Annotated in this window: 17 protein-coding genes; 7 read left to right on the top strand and 10 right to left on the bottom strand. The window is 59.5% G+C overall.

Features of this window, described 5'->3' with window-relative positions; translation table 11 throughout:
• Window positions 1–10 precede the first annotated feature (10 nt).
• Together hrpA and NK667_RS19855 are read left to right on the top strand one after the other, a co-directional pair.
• Window positions 11–3,922: an ATP-dependent RNA helicase HrpA gene (gene hrpA / locus NK667_RS19860; RefSeq protein WP_054615811.1), complete on the top strand. Its 3,912-nt coding sequence runs from the start codon at window positions 11–13 to the stop codon at window positions 3,920–3,922.
• Between the two features lie 344 nt (window positions 3,923–4,266).
• Complete coding sequence (locus NK667_RS19855; protein ID WP_054615810.1) at window positions 4,267–5,388, top strand: beta-ketoacyl-ACP synthase III; 1,122 nt, start codon at window positions 4,267–4,269, stop codon at window positions 5,386–5,388.
• Window positions 5,389–5,785: 397 nt separating this feature from the next.
• Here the strand turns inward: NK667_RS19855 and NK667_RS19850 are convergent, their stop codons facing one another.
• Complete coding sequence (locus tag NK667_RS19850; RefSeq protein WP_054049092.1) at window positions 5,786–7,102, bottom strand: putative porin; 1,317 nt, start codon at window positions 7,100–7,102, stop codon at window positions 5,786–5,788.
• 281 nt (window positions 7,103–7,383) lie between these two features.
• Between NK667_RS19850 and NK667_RS19845 the strand changes: the two genes are divergently transcribed.
• A complete protein-coding gene (locus NK667_RS19845; RefSeq protein ID WP_054616302.1) occupies window positions 7,384–8,508 on the top strand; it encodes a GNAT family N-acetyltransferase in 1,125 nt (374 codons plus the stop codon).
• A gap of 176 nt (window positions 8,509–8,684) precedes the next feature.
• Here NK667_RS19845 and NK667_RS19840 read toward each other — a convergent pair whose 3' ends face one another.
• The 6 genes from NK667_RS19840 to NK667_RS19815 form a co-directional block, all read right to left on the bottom strand.
• On the bottom strand, window positions 8,685–8,870 hold the full coding sequence (locus tag NK667_RS19840) for a hypothetical protein (protein ID WP_054615809.1): 186 nt from the start codon (window positions 8,868–8,870) through the stop codon (window positions 8,685–8,687).
• A gap of 248 nt (window positions 8,871–9,118) precedes the next feature.
• Window positions 9,119–9,814: an aquaporin Z gene (aqpZ, locus tag NK667_RS19835; protein WP_054615808.1), complete on the bottom strand. Its 696-nt coding sequence runs from the start codon at window positions 9,812–9,814 to the stop codon at window positions 9,119–9,121.
• A gap of 325 nt (window positions 9,815–10,139) precedes the next feature.
• Complete coding sequence (locus NK667_RS19830; protein WP_054049102.1) at window positions 10,140–11,972, bottom strand: ABC transporter ATP-binding protein; 1,833 nt, start codon at window positions 11,970–11,972, stop codon at window positions 10,140–10,142.
• Between the two features lie 88 nt (window positions 11,973–12,060).
• Window positions 12,061–12,618 (bottom strand): peptidylprolyl isomerase, encoded by a 558-nt coding sequence (locus NK667_RS19825; protein WP_054049104.1) that lies wholly within the window; start codon window positions 12,616–12,618, stop codon window positions 12,061–12,063.
• Window positions 12,619–12,621: 3 nt separating this feature from the next.
• The gene (locus tag NK667_RS19820; protein ID WP_054615807.1) at window positions 12,622–13,425 is read right to left on the bottom strand and encodes an alpha/beta fold hydrolase; all 804 of its coding nucleotides are present in this window, start codon (window positions 13,423–13,425) and stop codon (window positions 12,622–12,624) included.
• 14 nt (window positions 13,426–13,439) lie between these two features.
• A complete protein-coding gene (locus tag NK667_RS19815; RefSeq protein ID WP_054049109.1) occupies window positions 13,440–14,363 on the bottom strand; it encodes a PA3225 family LysR-type transcriptional regulator in 924 nt (307 codons plus the stop codon).
• Window positions 14,364–14,412: 49 nt separating this feature from the next.
• Between NK667_RS19815 and NK667_RS19810 the strand changes: the two genes are divergently transcribed.
• The 3 genes from NK667_RS19810 to NK667_RS19795 all read left to right on the top strand — a co-directional run bounded on the left by NK667_RS19810 (window position 14,413) and on the right by NK667_RS19795 (window position 16,770).
• Entirely contained in the window at window positions 14,413–14,727 is a 315-nt protein-coding gene (locus NK667_RS19810) for a hypothetical protein (protein ID WP_054049111.1), read from the top strand.
• A gap of 227 nt (window positions 14,728–14,954) precedes the next feature.
• Complete coding sequence (locus NK667_RS19800) at window positions 14,955–15,554, top strand: FMN-dependent NADH-azoreductase (protein WP_054049113.1); 600 nt, start codon at window positions 14,955–14,957, stop codon at window positions 15,552–15,554.
• A gap of 346 nt (window positions 15,555–15,900) precedes the next feature.
• Window positions 15,901–16,770 carry a carboxylate/amino acid/amine transporter gene (locus NK667_RS19795; RefSeq protein WP_054615806.1) on the top strand — a complete coding sequence of 290 codons (870 nt, stop codon included), beginning with the start codon at window positions 15,901–15,903 and terminating at the stop codon, window positions 16,768–16,770.
• Window positions 16,771–16,871: 101 nt separating this feature from the next.
• On the opposite strand, the gene NK667_RS19790 is transcribed toward NK667_RS19795, so the two are convergent.
• On the bottom strand, window positions 16,872–18,170 hold the full coding sequence (locus NK667_RS19790; protein ID WP_054049120.1) for a mechanosensitive ion channel family protein: 1,299 nt from the start codon (window positions 18,168–18,170) through the stop codon (window positions 16,872–16,874).
• 193 nt (window positions 18,171–18,363) lie between these two features.
• Between NK667_RS19790 and NK667_RS19785 the strand changes: the two genes are divergently transcribed.
• Window positions 18,364–19,710, top strand: a complete 1,347-nt coding sequence (locus NK667_RS19785; protein ID WP_008153197.1) for a DEAD/DEAH box helicase — start codon at window positions 18,364–18,366, stop codon at window positions 19,708–19,710.
• 205 nt (window positions 19,711–19,915) lie between these two features.
• Here the strand turns inward: NK667_RS19785 and NK667_RS19780 are convergent, their stop codons facing one another.
• Both NK667_RS19780 and NK667_RS19775 read right to left on the bottom strand, forming a co-directional pair.
• Window positions 19,916–20,515, bottom strand: coding sequence for a hypothetical protein (locus NK667_RS19780; protein WP_054615805.1), 600 nt, complete (start codon window positions 20,513–20,515; stop codon window positions 19,916–19,918).
• Between the two features lie 12 nt (window positions 20,516–20,527).
• Window positions 20,528–21,112: a papain-like cysteine protease family protein gene (locus NK667_RS19775; protein WP_054615804.1), complete on the bottom strand. Its 585-nt coding sequence runs from the start codon at window positions 21,110–21,112 to the stop codon at window positions 20,528–20,530.
• Between the last annotated feature and the right edge of the window lie 217 nt (window positions 21,113–21,329).

The following is a 21,329-nucleotide window of genomic DNA, read 5'->3' as shown; positions in this document are numbered from 1 at the left end:
TGCGTACCTGATGACTGACGAATCGCCTTCCATCGACAAACTGCTGAAAAACCTCGATCACGCCATGCTCGCCGACCGCCACCGGCTGCGGCGGCAGTTGCTTGAGCTGCGCAAGAAACCTGATGAGGCCAAGCTGGCCCAGTGGGTGACGCGCATGCAGGCGTCTTGTGATCAGGTGTTGGCGCGGCGTGCCAGCCTGCCGGTGATTCGTTACGACGACAGTTTGCCGATTGCCGCCAAGCGCGACGAAATCAAAGAGGCGCTGCTCAAGCATCAGGTGCTGATCATTGCCGGCGAAACCGGGTCGGGCAAAACCACCCAGTTACCGAAAATTTGCCTGGAAATCGGCCGTGGTCAGCATGGTCTGATCGGCCACACCCAGCCGCGCCGGATTGCGGCGCGCAGTGTGGCGAGCCGGGTGGCCGAAGAACTGGCGACGCCGCTGGGCGCGCTGGTCGGCTATCAGGTGCGGTTCGAGGACCAGAGCGATTCCAACACCCTGATCAAGCTGATGACCGACGGCATTCTGCTGGCGGAAACCCAGAACGACCGCTACCTCGAACGCTACGACACGATCATCGTCGACGAAGCCCACGAACGCAGCCTCAACATCGACTTCCTGCTCGGCTACCTGAAAACCCTGCTGCCACGACGCCCGGACCTGAAAGTCATCATCACTTCGGCGACCATCGACCTGGAGCGCTTCTCCAAGCATTTCGATGACGCGCCGATTGTTGAAGTCTCGGGCCGCACCTTCCCGGTGGAAACCTGGTATCGCCCGCTGACGCTTGAGCAGGACGAAGAGGGCAACCGCGTCGAGGACGACTTGACCGTGGACCAGGCGATCCTCGCCACCCTCGACGAAATCGCCGCGTTTGAACGCAGCGAGCGCAAGAGTCCCGGCGATGTGTTGGTGTTCCTGCCCGGCGAGCGCGAGATTCGTGACGCCGCCGACATGCTGCGCAAAGCCCAGCTCAAGCACACTGAAATCCTGCCGCTGTACGCGCGGTTATCGCCGGCCGAGCAGCAGCGGATTTTCCAGTCGCACCCAGGCCGACGCGTGGTGCTGGCGACCAACGTCGCGGAAACTTCGCTGACCGTGCCGGGTATTCGTTACGTGATCGACAGCGGCACCGCGCGCATCAGTCGTTACAGCTACCGCGCCAAGGTCCAGCGCCTGCCCATCGAAGCGATTTCCCAGGCCAGCGCCAATCAGCGTAAAGGTCGATGCGGGCGGGTCGAGCCGGGTATTTGTATTCGTCTCTTCAGCGAAGAAGATTTCATGGGCCGGCCGGAATTCACCGATCCGGAAATCCTGCGCACCAACCTTGCCGCCGTGATTCTGCAGATGCTGCATCTGCGCCTCGGCGAGATCACCGATTTCCCGTTTATCGAACCGCCAGATGGCAAAGCCATCAGCGACGGTTTCAACCTGCTGCAAGAACTCTCGGCAGTCGACCGCAACAGCCAACTGACGCCGCTAGGGCGCAATCTGGCGCGCTTGCCGGTGGACCCGCGCATGGGCCGGATGCTGCTGGAAGCGGCGAAACTCGGCAGCTTGCAGGAAGTGTTGATCGTCGCCAGCGCCATGTCGATCCAGGACCCGCGCGAGCGTCCGCCGGAACGCCAGCAAGCGGCGGATCAGGCTCACGCGCAATGGAAAGACGTGGACTCGGACTTCGCCGGGCTGGTCAATCTGTGGCGCGGTTTTGAAGAACAGCGCCAGGCGCTGACCGCCAGTCCGTTGCGGAACTGGTGCCGCAAGAATTTCCTCAACTACTTGCGCCTGCGCGAGTGGCGCGACTCCCATCGCCAGTTGAGCCTGATCTGCCGCGACATGCAGCTCAGCCTCAATAAAGAACCGGCGGATTACCCGAAACTGCACAAAGCCGTGCTTTCGGGGCTGCTCAGTCAGATCGGCCAGAAAACCGAGGACGGCGACTACCTCGGCGCGCGTCAGCGGCGTTTTTGGATTCACCCGTCGTCGGGCCTGGGCAAGAAGCGTCCGCAGTGGCTGATGACCGCCGAACTGGTGGAAACCACCAAGCTCTATGCGCGGATGGTCGCCAAGATCGACGCCGACTGGATCGAGCCGTTGGCCGGGCACCTGATCAAGAAAAACCACTTCGAACCCCATTGGGAGAAGAAGCGCGGCCAGGTCGTGGCGTTCGAACAGATCACCTTGTTCGGGCTGATCATTGTTGGTCGCCGGCCGGTGCATTACGGGCCGATCGACCCGGTGGTGTCCCGAGAGTTTTTCATTCGCGAAGGTTTGGTACGTGGGGAAATCCAGTCCAAGGCCAAATGCCTGACGGCCAATGCGCAGTTGCTGGAACAGCTCGACGAACTGGAAGCCAAGGCTCGTCGGCGCGATATCCTGGCCGACGAGGAAACCCTGTTCGCTTTCTACGACGCGCGCCTGCCGGCGGAGATTCATCAGACCGCCACATTCGACAGTTGGTATCGGGTCAACAGCCAGAAAGACCCGCAACTGCTGATCATGCGCGAAGAAGACGTGCTGGCCCGCGAGGCCAGTGAAGTCACCGCGCTGCATTACCCGGACACTTTGCACATCGGTGATCTGGAACTGGCCCTGAGTTATCACTTCGAACCGAACCACCCGCGTGACGGCGTGACCCTGCGCGTGCCGGCGCCGCTGTTGCCGATGCTGCCGCCGGAACGCCTGGAATGGTTGGTGCCCGGCGTCATCGAGGCCAAGTGCGTGGCGTTGGTGCGCAACCTGCCCAAGGCCCTGCGCAAGAATTTCGTGCCGGTGCCGGACTTCGTCAAAGCCGCGTTGCAGCGCATGACCTTCGCCGAGGGCTCGTTGCCCCTGGCGTTGGGCCGCGAACTGTTGCGCATGACCGGTGCGCGGGTCAGCGATGAAGCCTGGGCGGAGGCCTCGCAACAGGTCGACAGTCATTTGCGGATGAACCTGGAAATCGTCGACGGTCAGGGCAAGTTCCTTGGCGAAGGGCGGGATCTGGCCGAGCTGACCGCACGTTTCGCCGAAGCCAGCCAAGCCGCGTTGGCGGTGCCGCAAACCGCGAAAAACCAGCAACCGGTGGAGCCGAAAGTCTTCGCCGCAGTGGCCGAAAAAACCCAGCAGAAGATCGCCGGGCTGTCGATGACGGTGTACCCGGCGCTGGTGGAAGAGAGCGGCACGGTCAAGGAAGGGCGTTTCTCGACCCCGGCCGAGGCTGAGTTCCAGCATCGCCGTGCGTTGCAGCGTTTGTTGATGCAGCAATTGGCCGAGCCGGCGAAGTTCCTGCGGGGCAAGTTGCCGGGGCTGACTGAACTGGGCTTGATGTACCGCGAACTGGGGCGCATCGATGCCTTGGTCGAAGACATTCTGCTGGCGAGCCTCGACAGCTGCATTCTCGACGGCGAAGACCCGTTGCCACGCGATGGCGCCGGGTTGGCCTCACTGGCGGAGCGCAAGCGCGGCGGCTGGACCGAACACGCCGAGCGTCTGGCCAAGTTAACGTTGGAGATTCTGAAGCTCTGGCACGCTCTGCAAAAGCGTTTCAAGGGCAAGATCGACCTGGCCCAAGCCGTGGCGTTGAATGACATCAAGCAGCAGCTCAGTCATCTGGTGTATCCGGGGTTTGTTCGGGAAACCCCGATGCAATGGCTCAAGGAGCTGCCGCGTTACCTGAAAGCGGTCGAGCAACGTTTTGAGAAGATCGGCGCGCAAGTGCAGCGGGATCGGGTCTGGGCCGGCGAGTTGTCCGGTTTGTGGACGCAATACCAGACCCGCGCCAACAAACACGCCCAGGAAGGCAAGCGCGATCCGCAGCTGGAACTGTATCGCTGGTGGCTGGAGGAATACCGGGTGTCGCTGTTCGCCCAGCAACTGGGGACCAAGGTGCCGATCTCCGATAAGCGCCTGAACAAACAGTGGACGCAGGTCGAACCATAACCCCTGTTGGAGCGAGCTTGTGGCGAGCGAGCTTGCTCGCGCTGGGTTGCGAAGCGGCCCCAAAATTTTGTGAGCGCTGCGCACTCAAGCGGGAGCAAGCTCCCTCGCCACACAAGCCCGCTCCCACATTGGCAGGCGTTTGATCTCTCAAATAGGGCCAAACCCCAGCGTTTATGGCAAACTTCGCGCCTATAAACGCCGTCACCGCGATTTTGAGCCTTCGCAGGCGCCGCGGATCGGAATAAAGCGATGCCAGGTTGGACTCCACGGAATGGGAAAAGACCCTTTGTGTGTTGGTACGTCGGTGCCAGCACTTTCTGCCTGAACAGATTAGAGAAACGACCATGCATAACGTCGTCATCAGCGGCACCGGCCTGTACACCCCGGCCAACAGCATCTCCAACGAAGAGCTGGTGCAGTCTTTCAACGCTTACGTCGCGCAATTCAACGCCGACAATGCCGATGCCATCGCGCGCGGCGAGATCGAAGCGTTGACCGAGTCCAGTGCAGCGTTTATCGAAAAAGCCTCCGGCATCAAAAGCCGTTTTGTCATGGACAAGGAAGGCATCCTCGACCCGCAACGCATGGCGCCACGCCTGCCGGAGCGTTCCAACGACGAATGGTCGGTGCTCTGCCAGATGGCCATCGGCGCTGCCGAGCAAGCCTTGCAGCGTGCCGGCAAGACTGCCGCGGACATCGACGGTGTGATCGTCGCCTGTTCCAACCTGCAACGCGCCTACCCGGCCATCGCCATCGAAGTCCAGGAAGCCCTGGGCATTCAAGGTTTCGGTTTCGACATGAACGTCGCGTGCTCCTCGGCGACCTTCGGCATCCAGGCCGCCGCCAACAGCGTGCAACTGGGCCAGGCCCGGGCGATCCTGATGGTCAACCCGGAAGTCTGCACCGGTCACCTGAACTTCCGCGACCGCGACAGCCACTTCATCTTCGGCGATGCTGCCACCGCAGTGATCATCGAACGTGCCGACCTGGCGACGTCCGAGTACCAGTTCGACATCGTCAGCACCAAACTGCTGACCAAGTTCTCCAACAACATCCGCAACAACTTCGGTTTCCTCAACCGCGCGGCGGAAGAGGGCATCGGCACCAAGGACAAACTGTTCGTGCAGGAAGGCCGCAAGGTGTTCCGCGATGTGTGCCCAATGGTCGCCGAACTGATCGCCACGCACCTTGAAGAGAACAAGCTGAACATCAGCGACGTGAAGCGCTTCTGGCTGCACCAGGCCAACCTCAGCATGAACCACTTGATCGTCAAGAAACTGCTGGGCCGCGAAGCCACCGAAGAAGAAGCGCCGGTGATCCTCGACACCTACGCCAACACCAGCTCTGCGGGTTCGGTGATTTCGTTTCATAAGAACCAGGATGATCTGGCCGCCGGCTCGCTAGCGGTGCTCAGCTCGTTCGGCGCCGGGTATTCGATTGGTAGCGTGATTCTGCGCAAGCGCTGAGTTAACGCATAAAAGATCGCAGCCTGCGGCAGCTCCTACGCCGATCGGGTTCAACTTCAATATTGAGTTGAACCCGATCCTGTAGGAGCTGCCGCAGGCTGCGATCTTTTTTTGTGCCGGATTTTTTGTGGCCAGGGAATTACTTGTGGCGAGGGAGCTTGCTCCCGCTCGGCTGCGAAGCAGTCGCAAAACCAGCGAATGCGGTCTGGCTGAAGGAATGCAGGGGGCCGCTTCGCACCCCAGCGCGAGCAAGCTCGCTCGCCACAATGGGCGGTGTGTTACGGGGAAATGAAAACAGCCCGCGTTGGTCTATCGGACGGATGATGGGGACCGATAGACCAACGCGAGGCTGTAAAGAAGCGCCCGGGCTTCCTTGCCCGGGTCGTATTGCGGGGTATTAGAACTTGGCTTCGGCATCCAGTTGCAGGGTTTTGATGTCCGAATCGCGGATGGTGGCGTTGGTGAAGTCGGATTTGGCCAGGAAGTACGTCGCGCCAAGGGCGAAGTTCTTGTCGATTTCATAGCTGACTTTCAACTTGCTGCCGCGCGAACCGGTGAAACCGTTGGCGAAGTCGGAGTCGGTGAAGGCACCGACCACCGCGTTACGCTGAACGTCGCGATAGTTGTAGTCCACGGCGAAGCCGTAAAGCTTGGTCTTCACACCGGCCAACCAGGCTGCGTCCTGATCGTTGCTGGCGTCTTTGTTGGTGACGTACTGACCGTATACCGAGAGCGGCAGTGGCAGGCCGGCGACGTCCAACTGACCGAAGCCTTCGTACAGTTTGAATTGTTCGTTCGGGGTGTTGCCGTTGGTGGCCAGGATGGATGGCGTGGTGGTGCCGCCAGCGGTGATGTCGTCGTCGTTGTCGTAGCCGTAGACGCTGCCACCCAGGGTCAGTTTCAGGTTGTCGGTGATGGCGAAACGCGCGCCCAACTGGCCGGCGTACAGACGCAGGTCGTGCTTGAACTGCACGCCGTCGCCGTCGACGTTGTCCTTGAGGGTGTAGTGACCGGCGCTGCCGAACAGCTCGGTGCTGCCGCCCAGAGGGTATTTATAAGTGAGTGCCAGACCTTCAGGGCTGATGTCGCTATCCCAGATGATGTCGCCCATGCTCACCCATTGTTGCGGCATCTTGCCGCCAACCACGTGCAGGTTCTTCAGGAAGTCGGGGTGGTAGTCCACGTAGCCCTGGTCCAGCCAGATCGACTTCTTGTCGAAGTAACCGTCCAGGCTCTGGTTGGTGGAGCGAGCGTCGTCGTTGTTGCCAGTGGCGATACGGATACCGGTGTCGACTTGCGGGTTGATTTCGCTGTAGGCACCCAGGCGTACACGAATGCGCTGGCGATCCTGGTCCTTGTTGTTCGAAACACCATCGTTGTGCACGGTTTCTTCACGGAAGCGCACGTCACCCTTGAACTGGGTCTTGGCGGCCCATGCCAGTTTCTGGTCGAAGGTGCTCAGTTCATTGGTTTTCTTCGCGGTTGCCGCGATCTGTTCGTTGGTCTCTTGTTGAGCCTGGCGGGCGATTTGCTGGTCTTTCTGATCCCGTGCCAGTTCGGCTTGCAGTTCGGCGTATTGCGCCTGGGAAATCGAGCCATTTGCCTTGAGCATGTCGAGCAGTTTGGCGTCGACTGCGGCGCTCGCTGGAACACTCATGGCCAGCAGCAGGCCGCCACACAGGGCCGCCGCAGTTTTCGTGGAAGCAAGACGCATATCAATCTCCGAAGATGAAAGGGATGACTGAGCCATCCAGGACACAACCGACCGTTGTCGGACGGAAAACAGTGACCGGGTAAGAACCCGGCGCTCTAAAAACAGGCGCCAGTATCGCGATGGTTTATGACAGTGCAGTGGCAAAGTGATGGCGTCTCGATGACGATACAAATCTTTCATGAACCTTCGTTCTAGAGCGCTGTCGGCGGATGAAAGGTGTGGGATGCGCGGCGATAGGCGATACTCGCGAAGCTGTCACGCAACGAACTGTGAGAATGCCGATGCCGCTGCAATGTCTGGAAAATCTGTCCGAAATCGCGCCCCATACGTGGGACGCGCTGGTACCCGAAAGTCAGCCGTTTCTGCGCCACGCTTTCCTCAGCGCGCTGGAAGACAGCGGCAGCGTCGGCCCGCATTCCGGCTGGCAGCCCGAGCATCTGCTGCACATCGAAGGCGATCGTTTGATCGCGGCGTTACCCAGCTACCGCAAATGGCATTCCTACGGCGAGTACGTGTTCGATCACGGCTGGGCCGACGCATGCGCCCGTGCGGGCATCGAGTATTACCCCAAGTTGTTGACCGCCGTGCCGTTCAGCCCGGTCAGCGGCCCGCGCTTGTTGGCGGCCAATGTGGAGGATGGTTTTGAGTTGCTGAACAGCCTGCCGGGCTATCTGGAAATCGAAGAACTTTCCAGCGCGCACATCAATTTCACCGATCCTTTCACCGATGCCGCGTTGGCTGAACAGCCCGGCTGGTTGCAGCGCATCGGTTGTCAGTACCACTGGCAGAACCGTGGTTATCGGGACTTTCAGGACTTCCTTGACGCGCTCAGTTCGCGCAAGCGCAAGCAGATGCGCAAGGAGCGCGAGCAAGTGGCGGGGCAGGGCATCGAATTTGAATGGCTTGAGGGTGCGCAACTGACCCAGGCGCAGTGGGATTTCGTCTACGCGTGCTACGCCAATACCTACGCGGTGCGTCGGCAAACGCCGTACCTGACGCGGGAATTTTTCAGCCTGTTGGCCGAACGCATGCCGGAATCGATTCGCGTGGTGCTGGCCAAGCAAGGCTCACGGCCGGTGGCCATGGCCTTCAGCCTGGTGGGCGGCGACAGCTTTTATGGACGTTACTGGGGCTGCCTGGCGGAGTACGACCGTTTGCATTTCGAGACGTGTTTCTACCAAGGCATGGACTATGCGATTGCCAACGGCTTCCAGCGCTTTGACGCCGGCGCCCAGGGCGAGCACAAATTGATTCGCGGGTTTGAACCGGTGATTACTCATTCCTGGCACTACTTGCGTCATCCGGGGTTGAAAGCGGCGGTTAAAGACTTTTTGCAGCAGGAGCGTGTTGGGGTCTTGGCGTATGCGGAAGAGGCGAGAACGGCGTTGCCTTATCGGCAGGTTTGAGCCATTAAAATGCGTTTTAATTCATCTCTGAGATTGTTTGGGTCGTCATATAAACGCACCGCCCCTCTATTGATAGGGGGCGGTGTTTTAAGGTTATAGATTTGCTGGCTTTATTTAAGATGTTTTAGGTTGCGGGTGTGTTGGGGTTTAGCTTTAGAAAGAATGTAAACATTCTTTCACTTGATGCAGATGTGTTGGTAAAAAGTCTCGTCATATCCAGGCGGGCACTTTATGGGAAACGCAATGGCCATATGATGCAGCGGGCCGGGCTCAATAGCGGTAGCAATGGAATCAGCGAAGGCCGCACTTTGAAACAGCCCGATGTTCAGTAATACGCTGAAGGCCAAAATCTTTTTGATCATAAATATTTTCCGGTTGTTTATCTGATGGATTGAACAATGGTTCAAGGGGCGGGATATTAGCAACGACTTTAAATAAGGCCTAAGAGATATTTGCTTCTGCTTGTGTGAGGGCTTTGCAAGTTGTGTTTGTTGAATTAAGGTTGATTGATAAAGTTCCGCGCACTTAGTAGTTGCGCCGAGTTAATGAAACATGTCGAGGAAGCGAGGATTGCCATGCCCGGAGACATGACAAATCCTCGTCCAAGCGTTCAGGTGCCTTCCTTACCCAGCCAGCGATAAGTCACCCCGCCAACCACCGCGCCCAACAACGGCGCGACCCAGAACATCCACAACTGCGCGATGGCCCAACCGCCAACCATCAGCGCCGGCCCCGTGCTGCGGGCCGGGTTGACCGAGGTGTTGGTCACTGGAATCGAGATCAGGTGGATCAGCGTCAGGGCCAGGCCGATGGCGATCGGTGCGAGTCCCGCCGGGGCGCGTTTGTCGGTGGCGCCGAGGATGATCAGCACGAACATCGCCGTCATCACCAGCTCACAGACAAAGCCTGCGGCCATCGAGTATTTGCCGGGGGAGTGCTCGGCGTAGCCATTGGAGGCCAGCCCTGCCGACAGATCGAAGCCTTCCTTGCCGCTGGCGATGTAGTAGAGCAGCGCCGCCGCGATGATCCCGCCGATCACCTGGGCGATGATGTAGGCGGGTAACTCTTTGGCAGGGAATCGACCGCCGACGAACAATCCCACCGACACGGCAGGGTTGAGGTGACATCCAGAAATATGGCCTATGGCGAACGCCATGGTCAGCACGGTAAGACCAAATGCCAGGGCCACCCCCAACACGCCGATACCCAACGGCGAAGACGCGGCCAACACCGCACTGCCGCACCCACCCAACACCAGCCAGAACGTACCTAACAACTCAGTGACTGAACGTTTGAACAGAGACATGAGAGCGTCCTTGATAGGTGACCTATCGAGACTGTATCGCGTGATGCTTCCTGCAGATTTACGACAGGTTCATCTCCAGAACCTTGGCTGAGTACAGCAGGGTTTTAGAGGAATTCCAGCGCACATAAAAAAACCGCCAGGGCCCATGGTTAGAGGGCTGTGGCGGTTTTTTGTTGAGTCAGCGACGTTTGTGTAGCAGCTGCCGAAGGCTGCGTTCGGCTGCGAAGCAGTCGTAAATCAGGCAGCGCAGTGTTTCAGGTCGACCGATCACGACTGCTGCGCAGCCGAACGCAGGCTTCGCCAGCTGCTACAAGGGATCCGCAACCTAGTCGATCCCGACAAACCCACCTGTCTGGTGCGCCCACAGCCTTGCATACAGCCCGCCATGGGCCAGCAGTTCAGCGTGGCTGCCGGTCTCGGCGATCTTGCCGTTTTCCAGCACCACCAACCGATCCATGCGGGCGATGGTCGAGAGCCGGTGGGCGATGGCGATCACGGTTTTGCCTTGCATCAGGGTTTCCAGGCTTTCCTGGATCGCCGCTTCGACTTCCGAGTCCAGCGCCGAGGTGGCTTCGTCCATGATCAGGATCGGCGCGTCCTTGAGCAGCACCCGCGCGATAGCGATCCGCTGACGCTGGCCGCCAGAGAGCTTCACCCCACGCTCACCCACGTGCGCATCGAAACCCGTGCGGCCTTCGGCGTCCGAGAGCAACGGGATGAACTCGTCGGCCCGGGCTTTGTGCACCGCTTCCCAGAGTTCGGCGTCGGTGGCGTCGGGCCGGCCGTAAAGCAGATTGTCGCGGATCGAACGGTGCAGCAGCGACGTGTCCTGGGTGATCATGCCGATGCGCTCGCGCAAGCTTTCCTGGCCGACTTCGGCGATGTTCTGGCCATCGATCAGGATGCGTCCGCCTTCCACGTCGTAGAGGCGCAGCAGCAGGTTGACCAGGGTCGATTTGCCGGCGCCCGACGGGCCGATCAGGCCTATTTTCTCGCCGGGTTTGATGGTCAGGTTGAGGCCGCCGATGATGCCGCTCTTCTTGCCGTAGTGGAAATCGACGTGCTCGAAGCGCACTTCGCCGTTGGCCACCGCCAGTGGCTTGGCGTGCTCGCGGTCGGTGACGCTGACCGGTTGAGCGATGGTGCGCAAACCATCCTGGACCATGCCAATGTTTTCGAAGATGCCGGTGACCACCCACATGATCCAGCCGGACATGTTGACGATGCGGATCACCAGGCCGGTGGCCAAGGCAATCGCGCCCACCGAGATCAGCGACTGGGTCCACAGCCACAGGGCCAGGCCGGTGGTGGTGACGATTAGCAGGCCGTTCATGCTGGTGATGGCCACGTCCATGCTGGTGACCACGCGGCCGGCCATCTGGGCTTTTTCGGTCTGTTCCTTGATCGCTTCCTTGGCGTAATGCTGTTCGAAATTGGTGTGGGCGAACAGTTTCAGGGTGGTGATGTTGGTGTAGCCGTCGACGATCCGCCCCATGAGTTTTGAGCGCGCATCGGAAGACTGCACCGAGCGATCCTTGACCCGTGGCACGAAGTAATACAGCGCGCCAATAAAGCCTGCGATCCAGGTCATCAGCGGGATCATCAGGCGCCAGTCGGCTTCGGCAAACAACACCAGCGCGCTGATCGCGTAGATCAGCACATGCCACAGCGCGTCCACGGCTTGCACGGCGGAATCGCGCAGGGCGTTGCCGGTCTGCATGATGCGTTGGGCGATGCGCCCGGCGAAGTCATTCTGGAAGAAATTCAGGCTCTGTTTGAGCACGTAGCGATGGTTCTGCCAGAGGATCAGGCTGGTCATGCCAGGGGTCAGGGTCTGGTGCACCAGCAGATCGTGCAGCGCGAAGAATATCGGGCGCAGGATCAGGGTGACCACCACCATCCAGGTCAGTTCGAGGGCGTGATCCTGGAAGAAGTTCGGGTTCGGCGTACCTTGGGCCAGGTCGATGATGCGGCTCAAATAATTGAACAGCGCGACTTCGATCAACGAGGCACACAGGCCGACGATCAGCAGGGCGGCGAAACTCGGCCAGACCTGCTTCAAGTAATAGGTATAGAAGGGGAGAACCCGATCCGGCGGAGCTGCCGTCGGTGCGTCGCGGAAGATGTCGATCAGTTTTTCAAAACGGCGATAAAGCATTGGTTCTCCGCCCGCGCAGGGGCTTTCCTTTGAGCACGATGAGCGGCGCCGTAAAGCACCGGCGACCGCTCAACATTCCTTGTGCAGCTTAGTCGATGACTTTGGCCGACTTGATGAACACAGGATCGGCAGGCACGTCTTTCATGCCGCTTTTGGTGGTGGTCTGCGAGTTGACGATGACATCAACTACGTCCATGCCTTTGACGACTTTGCCAAACACCGCGTAACCGTCGCCCTGGTCGAGGAAGTCGTTGTCCTTGACGTTGACGAAGAATTGGCTGGTGGCCGAATCCGGCACAGAGGTGCGGGCCATGGACAGCGTGCCACGCACGTTATGCAGGCCGTTTTTGGATTCGTTCTTGATCGGTGCCTTGGTTTCTTTCTGCTGCATCTGTTGCGTGAAACCACCGCCCTGGATCATGAACCCGGGGATCACACGGTGGAAAATCGTGTTGTTGTAGAAGCCGCTGTTGACGTAGTCCAGAAAGTTCTTGGTACTGATCGGCGCCTTGACCGGGTCCAGTTCGATTTCGATCTGGCCATTGGTGGTGTCCAGCAGCACATGCGGCGCCTTGGCGGGCGTGGCGGCCATCAGGTTGGCGGCAAACAGTACGGAGCCGGCGACGAGGGCGATTTTTTTCAGCATGGGTCAGTGATCCTGAGTAGTGGTGTCGACTGCGGTGAGAAACTCGAGCAGGGTTTGGTTAAAGCGTTCGGGTTGATCCAGCGGGGTGGCGTGGCGCGAATCGGCGATCACCACCAGCCGCGCATCGGGCAGCAGTTTTACATAGGTTTCTTTCAGTGCGACCGGTGTGTAGTCACGGTCGGCGCTGATGATGAGGGTTGGACAGGTGACCTTGGAAAGTCGTTCCTGAACACCCCAGCCAACGATGGCATCGAAGCTGGCGAGATAAGCATGTTTGTCGTTTTTTGCCCAGCGCTCGGCCATTTTTTGTCGCAAATCAGCCTGTTCCGGTTTGGGGAACAGCTTGGCGCCCAGGGCCTTGCCGATTGTGCCGAGGCTGAGCACACGCATCAGGCTCCAGCGCTTGAACCACTGCCAGTAGTCGTCGCGGCTGCGCAACTTGACCTCGGGCGCGCTGTTGATGATGCACAAACTCTTGAGCAATTGCGGCTGATCGGTGGCCAGTTGAAAACCGATCATGCCGCCCATGGACAGGCCCACGTAATGGGTCGGGCCCAGGTTCAGGTGTTCCATCAAGGCGATCAGGTCGGCGCTGAACCCGGCGATGCTGTAGCGCTCGCGGGGTTTGTCCGAGCGGCCGTGACCGCGTACGTCCGGCACGATCACCCGGTAGCGGGCGGATAACGCCGGGATCTGCATTTCCCAGTCCAGGGTGCTGGAACCCAGCCCGTGGACCAGCAGCAAGGGAGCGCCGTGGCCATATTCCTCATAGTGCAGGTTGCAACCTTCATGTTCGAAATAGGCCATGCAGTTACTCCGTGTCAGGCTTGTTCTGGGGCGGCAAAGGGCGCATCCAGCGGCGCGGTGTCGAAGGTGCGCAGCAGTTCGATGAGGATTTGCGTCGCCGGGCCCAAGGGTTTGTCCTTGTTCGAGTACAGATAGAAGCTCGGGTTGCGACTGCCACCCTGGTCCAACGGTAGCAGCTTGAGCGTACCTTCCTTCAATTCCCGTTCGATCATGTGCCGGGGCAACCAGGCGAAACCCAGGCCGCTGCTGACGAATGTCGCGGCGGTGGCCAGGCTGCCGACGGTCCAGCGCTGTTCGGCGCCGAGCCAGCCGACGTCCCGTGGCTGCTGGCGGCCGGAGTCGCGGATCACCACTTGCATCTGGGTTTCCAGGTCCTGGAAATTCAGTTCGCGGTTCATGCGGTGCAGCGCGTGATCGGGGTGGGCGACGGCGACAAATTCGACGTCGCTCAATTCCGCGCCAAGGTAGCCGGGAATGCTGAAACCGGTGATGGCCAGGTCGGCTACACCTTCAAGCAGGACCTCTTCGACACCCGACAACACTTCTTCGCGCAGCCGCACCCGGCAGCCACGGCTTTGCGGCATGAACGCGGTCAAGGCGCGCACGAGGCGGGCGCTTGGGTAGGCGGCATCGACCACCAACCGCACCTCCGCCTCCCAGCCTTGTTCCATGTGGTGGGCCAGGTCTTCCAGTTGGCTGGCCTGTTTGACCAGTTGCCGCGAGCGGCGCAGCAACACGCCGCCGGCCTCGGTCAGCACCGCTTTGCGACCATCGATGCGCAATAACGGCACGCCGAGCTGGTCCTGCATGCGGGCCACGGTGTAGCTGACCGACGATTGCGAGCGATGCAGCGCTTCGGCGGCCTGGGCGAAACCGCCGTGGTCGACCACGGCCTGCAACGTTCGCCATTGATCAAGGGTCACGCGGGGCGCTTTCATGATGAGCTCCTCTTGTCCTAAGCTGGCGGTCCATATTGGAGACTGCCGAATGAGAAAATTCTGTTGTGTAGTGTTGGCGATGCTGCCGCTGACTGCGTTTGCCTATCCGATCGATGTTCAAAAACAGCTCAATGGCCTGAGCATCGACTACAACGCCTACGACACGGATAACGACATCGCGTCTATTCAGGTGAACAACTACGGCGCCACGGATGCGGTCTGCAAGGTGGTATTCAACAATGGTCCGGAATCGCCGCGTACACGCACCATCGAAGTGCCCGCCGGCAAACACAAAAACGCCACGGCCAAATTCACCCGTACCATTATCAAGATGCGTATCAACTTGAGCTGCTCGCCTAAATAAACCTGTGGGAGCGGGCTTGCTCGCGAAAGCGGTATGCCAGTCGACACAAATGTTGAATGACACACCGCTTTCGCGAGCAAGCCCGCTCCCACAAATACAGCGATCGCTCAGCTTATAAACGAATTTATCGATGCTTTATAGCAGTTATTTGCGCTTTTTCATCGATATAACTCTGTTTAATCTCCACTCCATCGACTTACAGCATTCTCAGATGGAGGCTACATCTCATGTCCCGCGTTCTGATCATCGAAAGCAGCGCCCGTCAGCAAGACTCGGTATCCCGTCAGCTGACCCAGACCTTCATCAGCCAATGGAAAACCGCACACCCGGCCGACCAGATCACCGTCCGTGACCTCGCCGTCAACCCGGTGCCGCACCTGGACATCAACTTGCTGGGCGGCTGGATGAAACCTGCCGAACAACGCAACGACATCGAACAGGCTTCCCTGGACCGCTCCAACCAATTGACCGATGAATTGCTCGCCGCCGATGTACTGGTCATGGCCGCGCCGATGTACAACTTCGCGATCCCGAGCACCCTCAAGGCCTGGCTCGACCATGTGCTGCGTGCCGGCGTGACCTTCAAGTACACCGATACCGGCCCGCAAGGCCTGCTCAGCGGCAAGCGTGCCTACGTGCTGACCGCTCGCGGCGGGATCTACGCCGGTGGCCCGGCGGATCATCAGGAACCGTACCTGCGCCAGGTGATGGCCTTCATCGGCATCCACGACGTGACCTTCATCCACGCCGAAGGCATGAACCTGGGCGGTGACTTCCAGGAGAAGGGCCTGAACCAGGCCAACGCCAAGCTTTCCCAAGTGGCTTGAGGCTTTAATCGCCAGATAATCCCTTGATGTTCAAGTGACCTGGCGCAACCCTTCAAGTTTGCATGCGCATCGAACCTCCCTTTGCACTTGTTGCTCCTGAGTGCTGTAGCCCGATTGAACGCATTAGCGAGATCGGGCTTTTTTTTGCCTGCGATTTACTGCCCGAACACCCATCCCTGTGGGAGCGGGCTTGCTCGCGAAAGCGGTGTGTCATCCAGCAGAGATGTCGACTGACACGGCCTCTTCGCGAGCAAGCCCGCTCCCACAGGGGATTTGTGTGTTATCTGATGATTCGCAGCGAAGAGCAAAACCCGCTATCGTCGCCGCCATTCAAAACGAGGCGAGCATGGGCTATCTACTTTTTGTCACGCTGATCCAGGCGTTTTCCTTCAGTTTGATCGGCGAATACCTGGCCGGGCATGTCGACAGTTACTTCGCGGTGCTGGTGCGCGTACTGCTGGCGGGACTGGTGTTTATTCCGCTCACGCGCTGGCGTTCGGTGGAGCCCGCATTCATGCGCGGCATGTTGCTGATCGGCGCGTTGCAGTTCGGCGTGACCTACGTCTGCCTGTACCTGAGCTTCCGGGTGCTGACGGTGCCGGAAGTCTTGCTGTTCACCATCCTCACACCGCTGCACGTCACGCTGATCGAGGATGCGTTGAACCGGCGTTTCAATCCGTGGGCGTTGGTGGCCGCTTTGGTGGCGGTGGCGGGCGCGGCAGTGATTCGCTACGACCGGATCAACCCGGACTTCTTCATGGGCTTCCTGTTGCTGCAACTGGCCAACTTCACCTACGCCGCGGGGCAAGTGCTTTATAAGCATCTGGTGGCGCGGCACCCAAGTGATCTGCCGCACTATCGGCGTTTCGGCTACTTCTACCTCGGCGCACTGGCGATCGCATTACCGGCGTTTCTGCTGTTCGGCAAACAGAACTTCCTGCCCGAAGCGCCGCTGCAGTGGGGCGTGCTGGTATTCCTCGGCCTGGTCTCGACGGCGCTGGGGTTGTACTGGTGGAACAAAGGCGCATGCCTGGTGAATGGCGGCACGCTGGCGGTGATGAACAACCTGCATGTGCCGGTGGGGTTGCTGATCAATTTGCTGATCTGGAATCAGCATGAAGAACTGGGGCGCCTGTTTCTCGGTGGGGCGGTGATTTTGATGGCGGTGTGGATTAGTCGGTTGGGCATCAGGCCCACCGCCATCCGCTCTTCGTAGGAGCGAGGCTTGCCCGCGAAGGCGGAGTGTCAGCTGACATCAATGCTGACTGGCACACCGCCTTCGCGGGCAAGCCTCGCTCCTACAGGGGAGATGTGGGGTTACATGACGTGTTTTTCGGGCTCGGGAATATGGCTCGCGCCCAACACCGCCGGCAGCAACCCAGCGCGCAAATCCCCGCCACTCGGCTGCTGATACAGGCTCAAGCCAAACTCCGGCAGCACCGCCAGTAAATAGTCAAAAATATCCCCCTGGATCCGCTCGTAATCCGCCCATGCGGTGGTGCGGGTGAAGCAGTAGATTTCCAGCGGGATGCCCTGGGCGGTGGTCTGCATCTGGCGGACCATGCAGGTCATGTTCGGCTGGATCTCCGGGTGGCTCTTCAGATACGCCAGCGCATAGGCGCGGAAGGTGCCGATGTTGGTCATGCGCCGGCGGTTGGCCGACATTGCCGCGACGTTACCCTGGGCTTCGTTCCAGGCTTTGAGTTCGGCTTGTTTGCGGCTGATGTAGTCGGTCAGCAAGTGCACCTGGGCCAGTTTCGATTCTTCGTCATCGCGCACAAACCGCACGCCGCTGGCGTCGATAAACAGGCTGCGCTTGATCCGACGTCCACCGGATTGTTGCATGCCGCGCCAGTTCTTGAATGATTCGGACATCAGGCGCCAGGTCGGGATCGACACAATGGTCTTGTCGAAATTCTGCACTTTGACCGTGTGCAGGGTGATGTCGACCACGTCACCGTCGGCACCGACTTGTGGCATTTCGATCCAGTCGCCGACCCGCAGCATGTCGTTGCTGGTCAGTTGCACGCTGGCGACGAACGACAGCAGGGTGTCCTTGTAGACCAACAGAATCACTGCCGACATCGCGCCCAGACCCGAGAGCAGCAACAACGGCGAACGGTCGATCAACGTGGCGACGATGATGATCGCGCCGAGCACGTACAAGACCATTTTCGTCAGCTGTACGTAGCCTTTGATCGAGCGCGTGCGGGCGTGTTCGGTGCGGGCGTAGATGTCCAGCAGGGCACTGAGCAGGGCGCTGGCCGCCAGCAGCAGGAACAGAATGGTGAACGACAGGGCCACGTTGCCGAGGAAGATCCGGCTGGTCTTGCTCAGTTCCGGCACCAGGTACAGGCCAAACTGGATCACCAGCGACGGCGTCATTTGCGCCAGCCGGTGGAAGACCTTGTTGTGCCGCAGGTCGTTGACCCAGTGCAGCGCTGGTTGGCGGCCGAGCATCTTGGTGGCGTGCAGAATCAAGTAGCGCGCCACTCGTCCGAGGACCAGCGCCACGACTAATAGCAGGATCAGCGCCAGGCTGGAATGCAGGAGCGGATGTTGGTCGAGGGCGCCCCAAAGGTCTTGGGCATTGAGCCAGAGCTGTTTGATATCCATGGGCGAAAACGATTCTTCTGTAGGTTGCGTCGGGGCGATTAGAGCATTTAAGACGCTGCGGATGACGTTTGGAGACAAATCAGGCAACAAAAAAGCCACTGTTTACTGTCGTTTGCATAAAGAAACTCGGCCTTCGCGCTCGAAACCGTTACCCTATGCAGCTGTTTTTTTGTATTTCTTCGAGGTAGCACCCGTGTTTTCCCAATTCGCCCTGCACGAACGCCTGCTCAAAGCCGTGGCCGAGCTTAAATTTGTCGAGCCAACGCCAGTGCAAGCAGCGGCTATTCCGCTGGCGCTCCAAGGGCGTGACCTGCGGGTGACTGCGCAAACCGGCAGCGGTAAAACCGCTGCGTTCGTTTTGCCGATCCTCAACCGTCTGATCGGCCCGGCCAAAGTCCGCGTCAGCATCAAGACCCTGATCCTGCTGCCAACCCGCGAGTTGGCCCAGCAGACCATCAAGGAAGTCGAGCGCTTCGCCCAGTTCACGTTCATCAAGTCCGGCCTGATCACCGGCGGTGAAGACTTCAAGGTCCAGGCCGCTATGCTGCGCAAAGTGCCGGACATCCTGATCGGTACGCCGGGCCGGATGATCGAGCAACTGAACGCCGGCAACCTCGACTTGAAAGAAGTCGAAGTGCTGGTGCTCGACGAAGCCGACCGCATGCTCGACATGGGTTTTGCCGAAGACGTGCAGCGTCTGGTGGAAGAGTGCACCAACCGCCAGCAGACCATGCTGTTCTCCGCCACCACCGGTGGTTCGGGCCTGCGCGAGATGGTCGCCAAAGTCCTGAACAATCCTGAGCACTTGCAGCTCAACAACGTCAGCGACCTGAACGCGACCACCCGTCAGCAGATCATTACCGCTGACCACAACCAGCACAAAGAACAGATCGTGAACTGGCTGCTGGCCAACGAGACCTACCAGAAGGCCATCGTGTTCACCAACACCCGGGCCATGGCCGACCGTATCTACGGCCGCCTGGTGGCGCAGGAATACAAAGCGTTCGTGCTGCACGGTGACAAGGACCAGAAGGATCGTAAACTGGCGATCGACCGTCTGAAGCAGGGCGGCGTGAAAATCCTGGTTGCTACCGACGTTGCCGCTCGCGGTCTTGACGTGGAAGGCCTGGACCTGGTGATCAACTTCGACATGCCGCGCAGCGGCGACGAATATGTTCACCGCATCGGTCGTACCGGGCGTGCCGGCAACGATGGCCTGGCCATCTCGCTGATCTGCCACGGCGACTGGAACCTGATGTCGAGCGTCGAGCGCTACCTCAAGCAGAGCTTCGAGCGCCGCACCATCAAGGAAGTCAAAGGCACCTACGGCGGACCGAAAAAGGTCAAGGCCTCGGGGAAAGCCGTTGGCGTGAAGAAGAAAAAAGTCGACGCCAAAGGCGACAAGAAGAAAACCGGGGCCAAGGCACCGACCAAGCGCAAAATCGCCAACCGCCCGAAGACCGACGCCCTGTCGCTGGTCAGCAAGGACGGCATGGCGCCGCTCAAGCGCCGCAAGCCGGAAGCGCCGGCTGCTGAATAAAGCGTTGTCAGTTGGCCAGGGAAAGTACGGCGAACACTAATTGTGGCGAGGGAGCTTGCTCCCGCTGGGTCGCGAAGCGACCCCAAAAAAGGGACTGCTGCGCACTCCAGCGGGAGCAAGCTCCCTCGCCACAGGTTCAGTGTTGCACCTGAATCACCCAATAAAAAACCCGGACAATGTCCGGGTTTTTTATGTCCAGCGTTTGTCAGCTCCCCAACAGCCCACTGGTGTCCGCATCAAAGCGTTGCTTGGCCTGATCAGCCGCCGGCTTCAGCAAGGCGAGCAGGGTGGCTTCGCTGTATAGCTGAGTGAGCGCCAATTCCTTGGGCGTCGGCTCGATCGGGATCAGCACGTCTTCAGTGTCGGCGTGCAGCCAGATCGCGACCAAGTGAATGGCCGAGACAAACAGCACCCGCAGTTCAACGGTTTTACCCTGCAGTTGCGGCGACTGTTCCGCCAGTTTCAACGCACCGACCGTGGCGGCCGCCATGGCCCCGTGGTTCAGCGAGGAAAACTCGACATGCCCGCGCACATCGGCCAATTGCGCATCGGCAATCGTCACGCCATCGGCAAACACCAGGTAATGCCAGTCTCCAACCTTAGCGGCCTTCAGGCCTTTGCCCTGGCTCAAGTCATCCAGGCTGAGCGAGTAACCGCGATAGGCCTCGCTGAGGCTGATCTTGCTCGGGGTGGCGTTGGCGAACTGCCGGTTGATGCCAAAACCCTGGGTTTGCAGTGCCGCTTGCAGCGCCGGACGCAAGGTTTGCACGCCGTTGGAAGGCGCCTTTGGATAAGTCAGTTGCATGATGTCGCCCTCCTAGTTTTTCACGGTGAAGTAAGTGTTGGTCCAGTTGCCGCCGCCGTTGTACGAGCCGGGGAACGAATTCAACGCGCGGGTCGAATAGCCGTAGATCGAATCCGCGACCAGCACGTAGTTGCCGTTGGTGCCATAGATCGCCAGGAAGTGCGCACCGCCGCCGTACCAGGCGCAACGCAGACAGACCGGGCGGCCCATGTTGATCTGGTTCTGAATCGCCGACATTTGCAGCGAACCCTGATTCATCCCGTTGAAACTGCGGGTGATCCGCAGGGCGTTATCCAGATAGCCGTACACGTTGCACGGCCCCGCCTGATTGCAGCAGTTACGGTCCAGCGCAGCGCTGGCCACACCGCATTGGGTCCAGGACCCGGTGCCGTAATAGTTGCCGACCGAGGCGGAGGCCGCCGCCCAGCACCAGTTGGTCTGGGTTTGTGGCTGCATCGTGAAATTGAGGCTGCCAGCGGCGAGTGCGCTGAGTGGTGCAGCCGATTCGACCTCGACCAGATGCGGGTCGAGCAGATGATTTGCCAGGCACCTTGGCAGTGTTTCGCCGGTGAATCGTGTTGCTTCAGTGGTTAACATTTTTCAATCCTCCATGAATGAAAACTAGCGTCCAGCTAGTGGGGTGTAGCGGTGTTGCCGAGCGATCGGCGTATGCGTTTTGCCATGTTTGATGGCCGCTCCGATCCGGGCTCGAGGTAACCTTAGGTGTGGATATGCGTTTATGCAAATAATTAATGCGTTTGTGCAAAATAAAGATCAAAAGATCGCAGCCTTCGGCGGCGCCCACAGGCGCGTA

It is taken from the genome of Pseudomonas nunensis, from assembly GCF_024296925.1.
In the GTDB taxonomy this organism is placed as follows: domain Bacteria; phylum Pseudomonadota; class Gammaproteobacteria; order Pseudomonadales; family Pseudomonadaceae; genus Aquipseudomonas; species Aquipseudomonas nunensis.
This window is presented reverse-complemented; position numbering and strand designations above follow the sequence as displayed.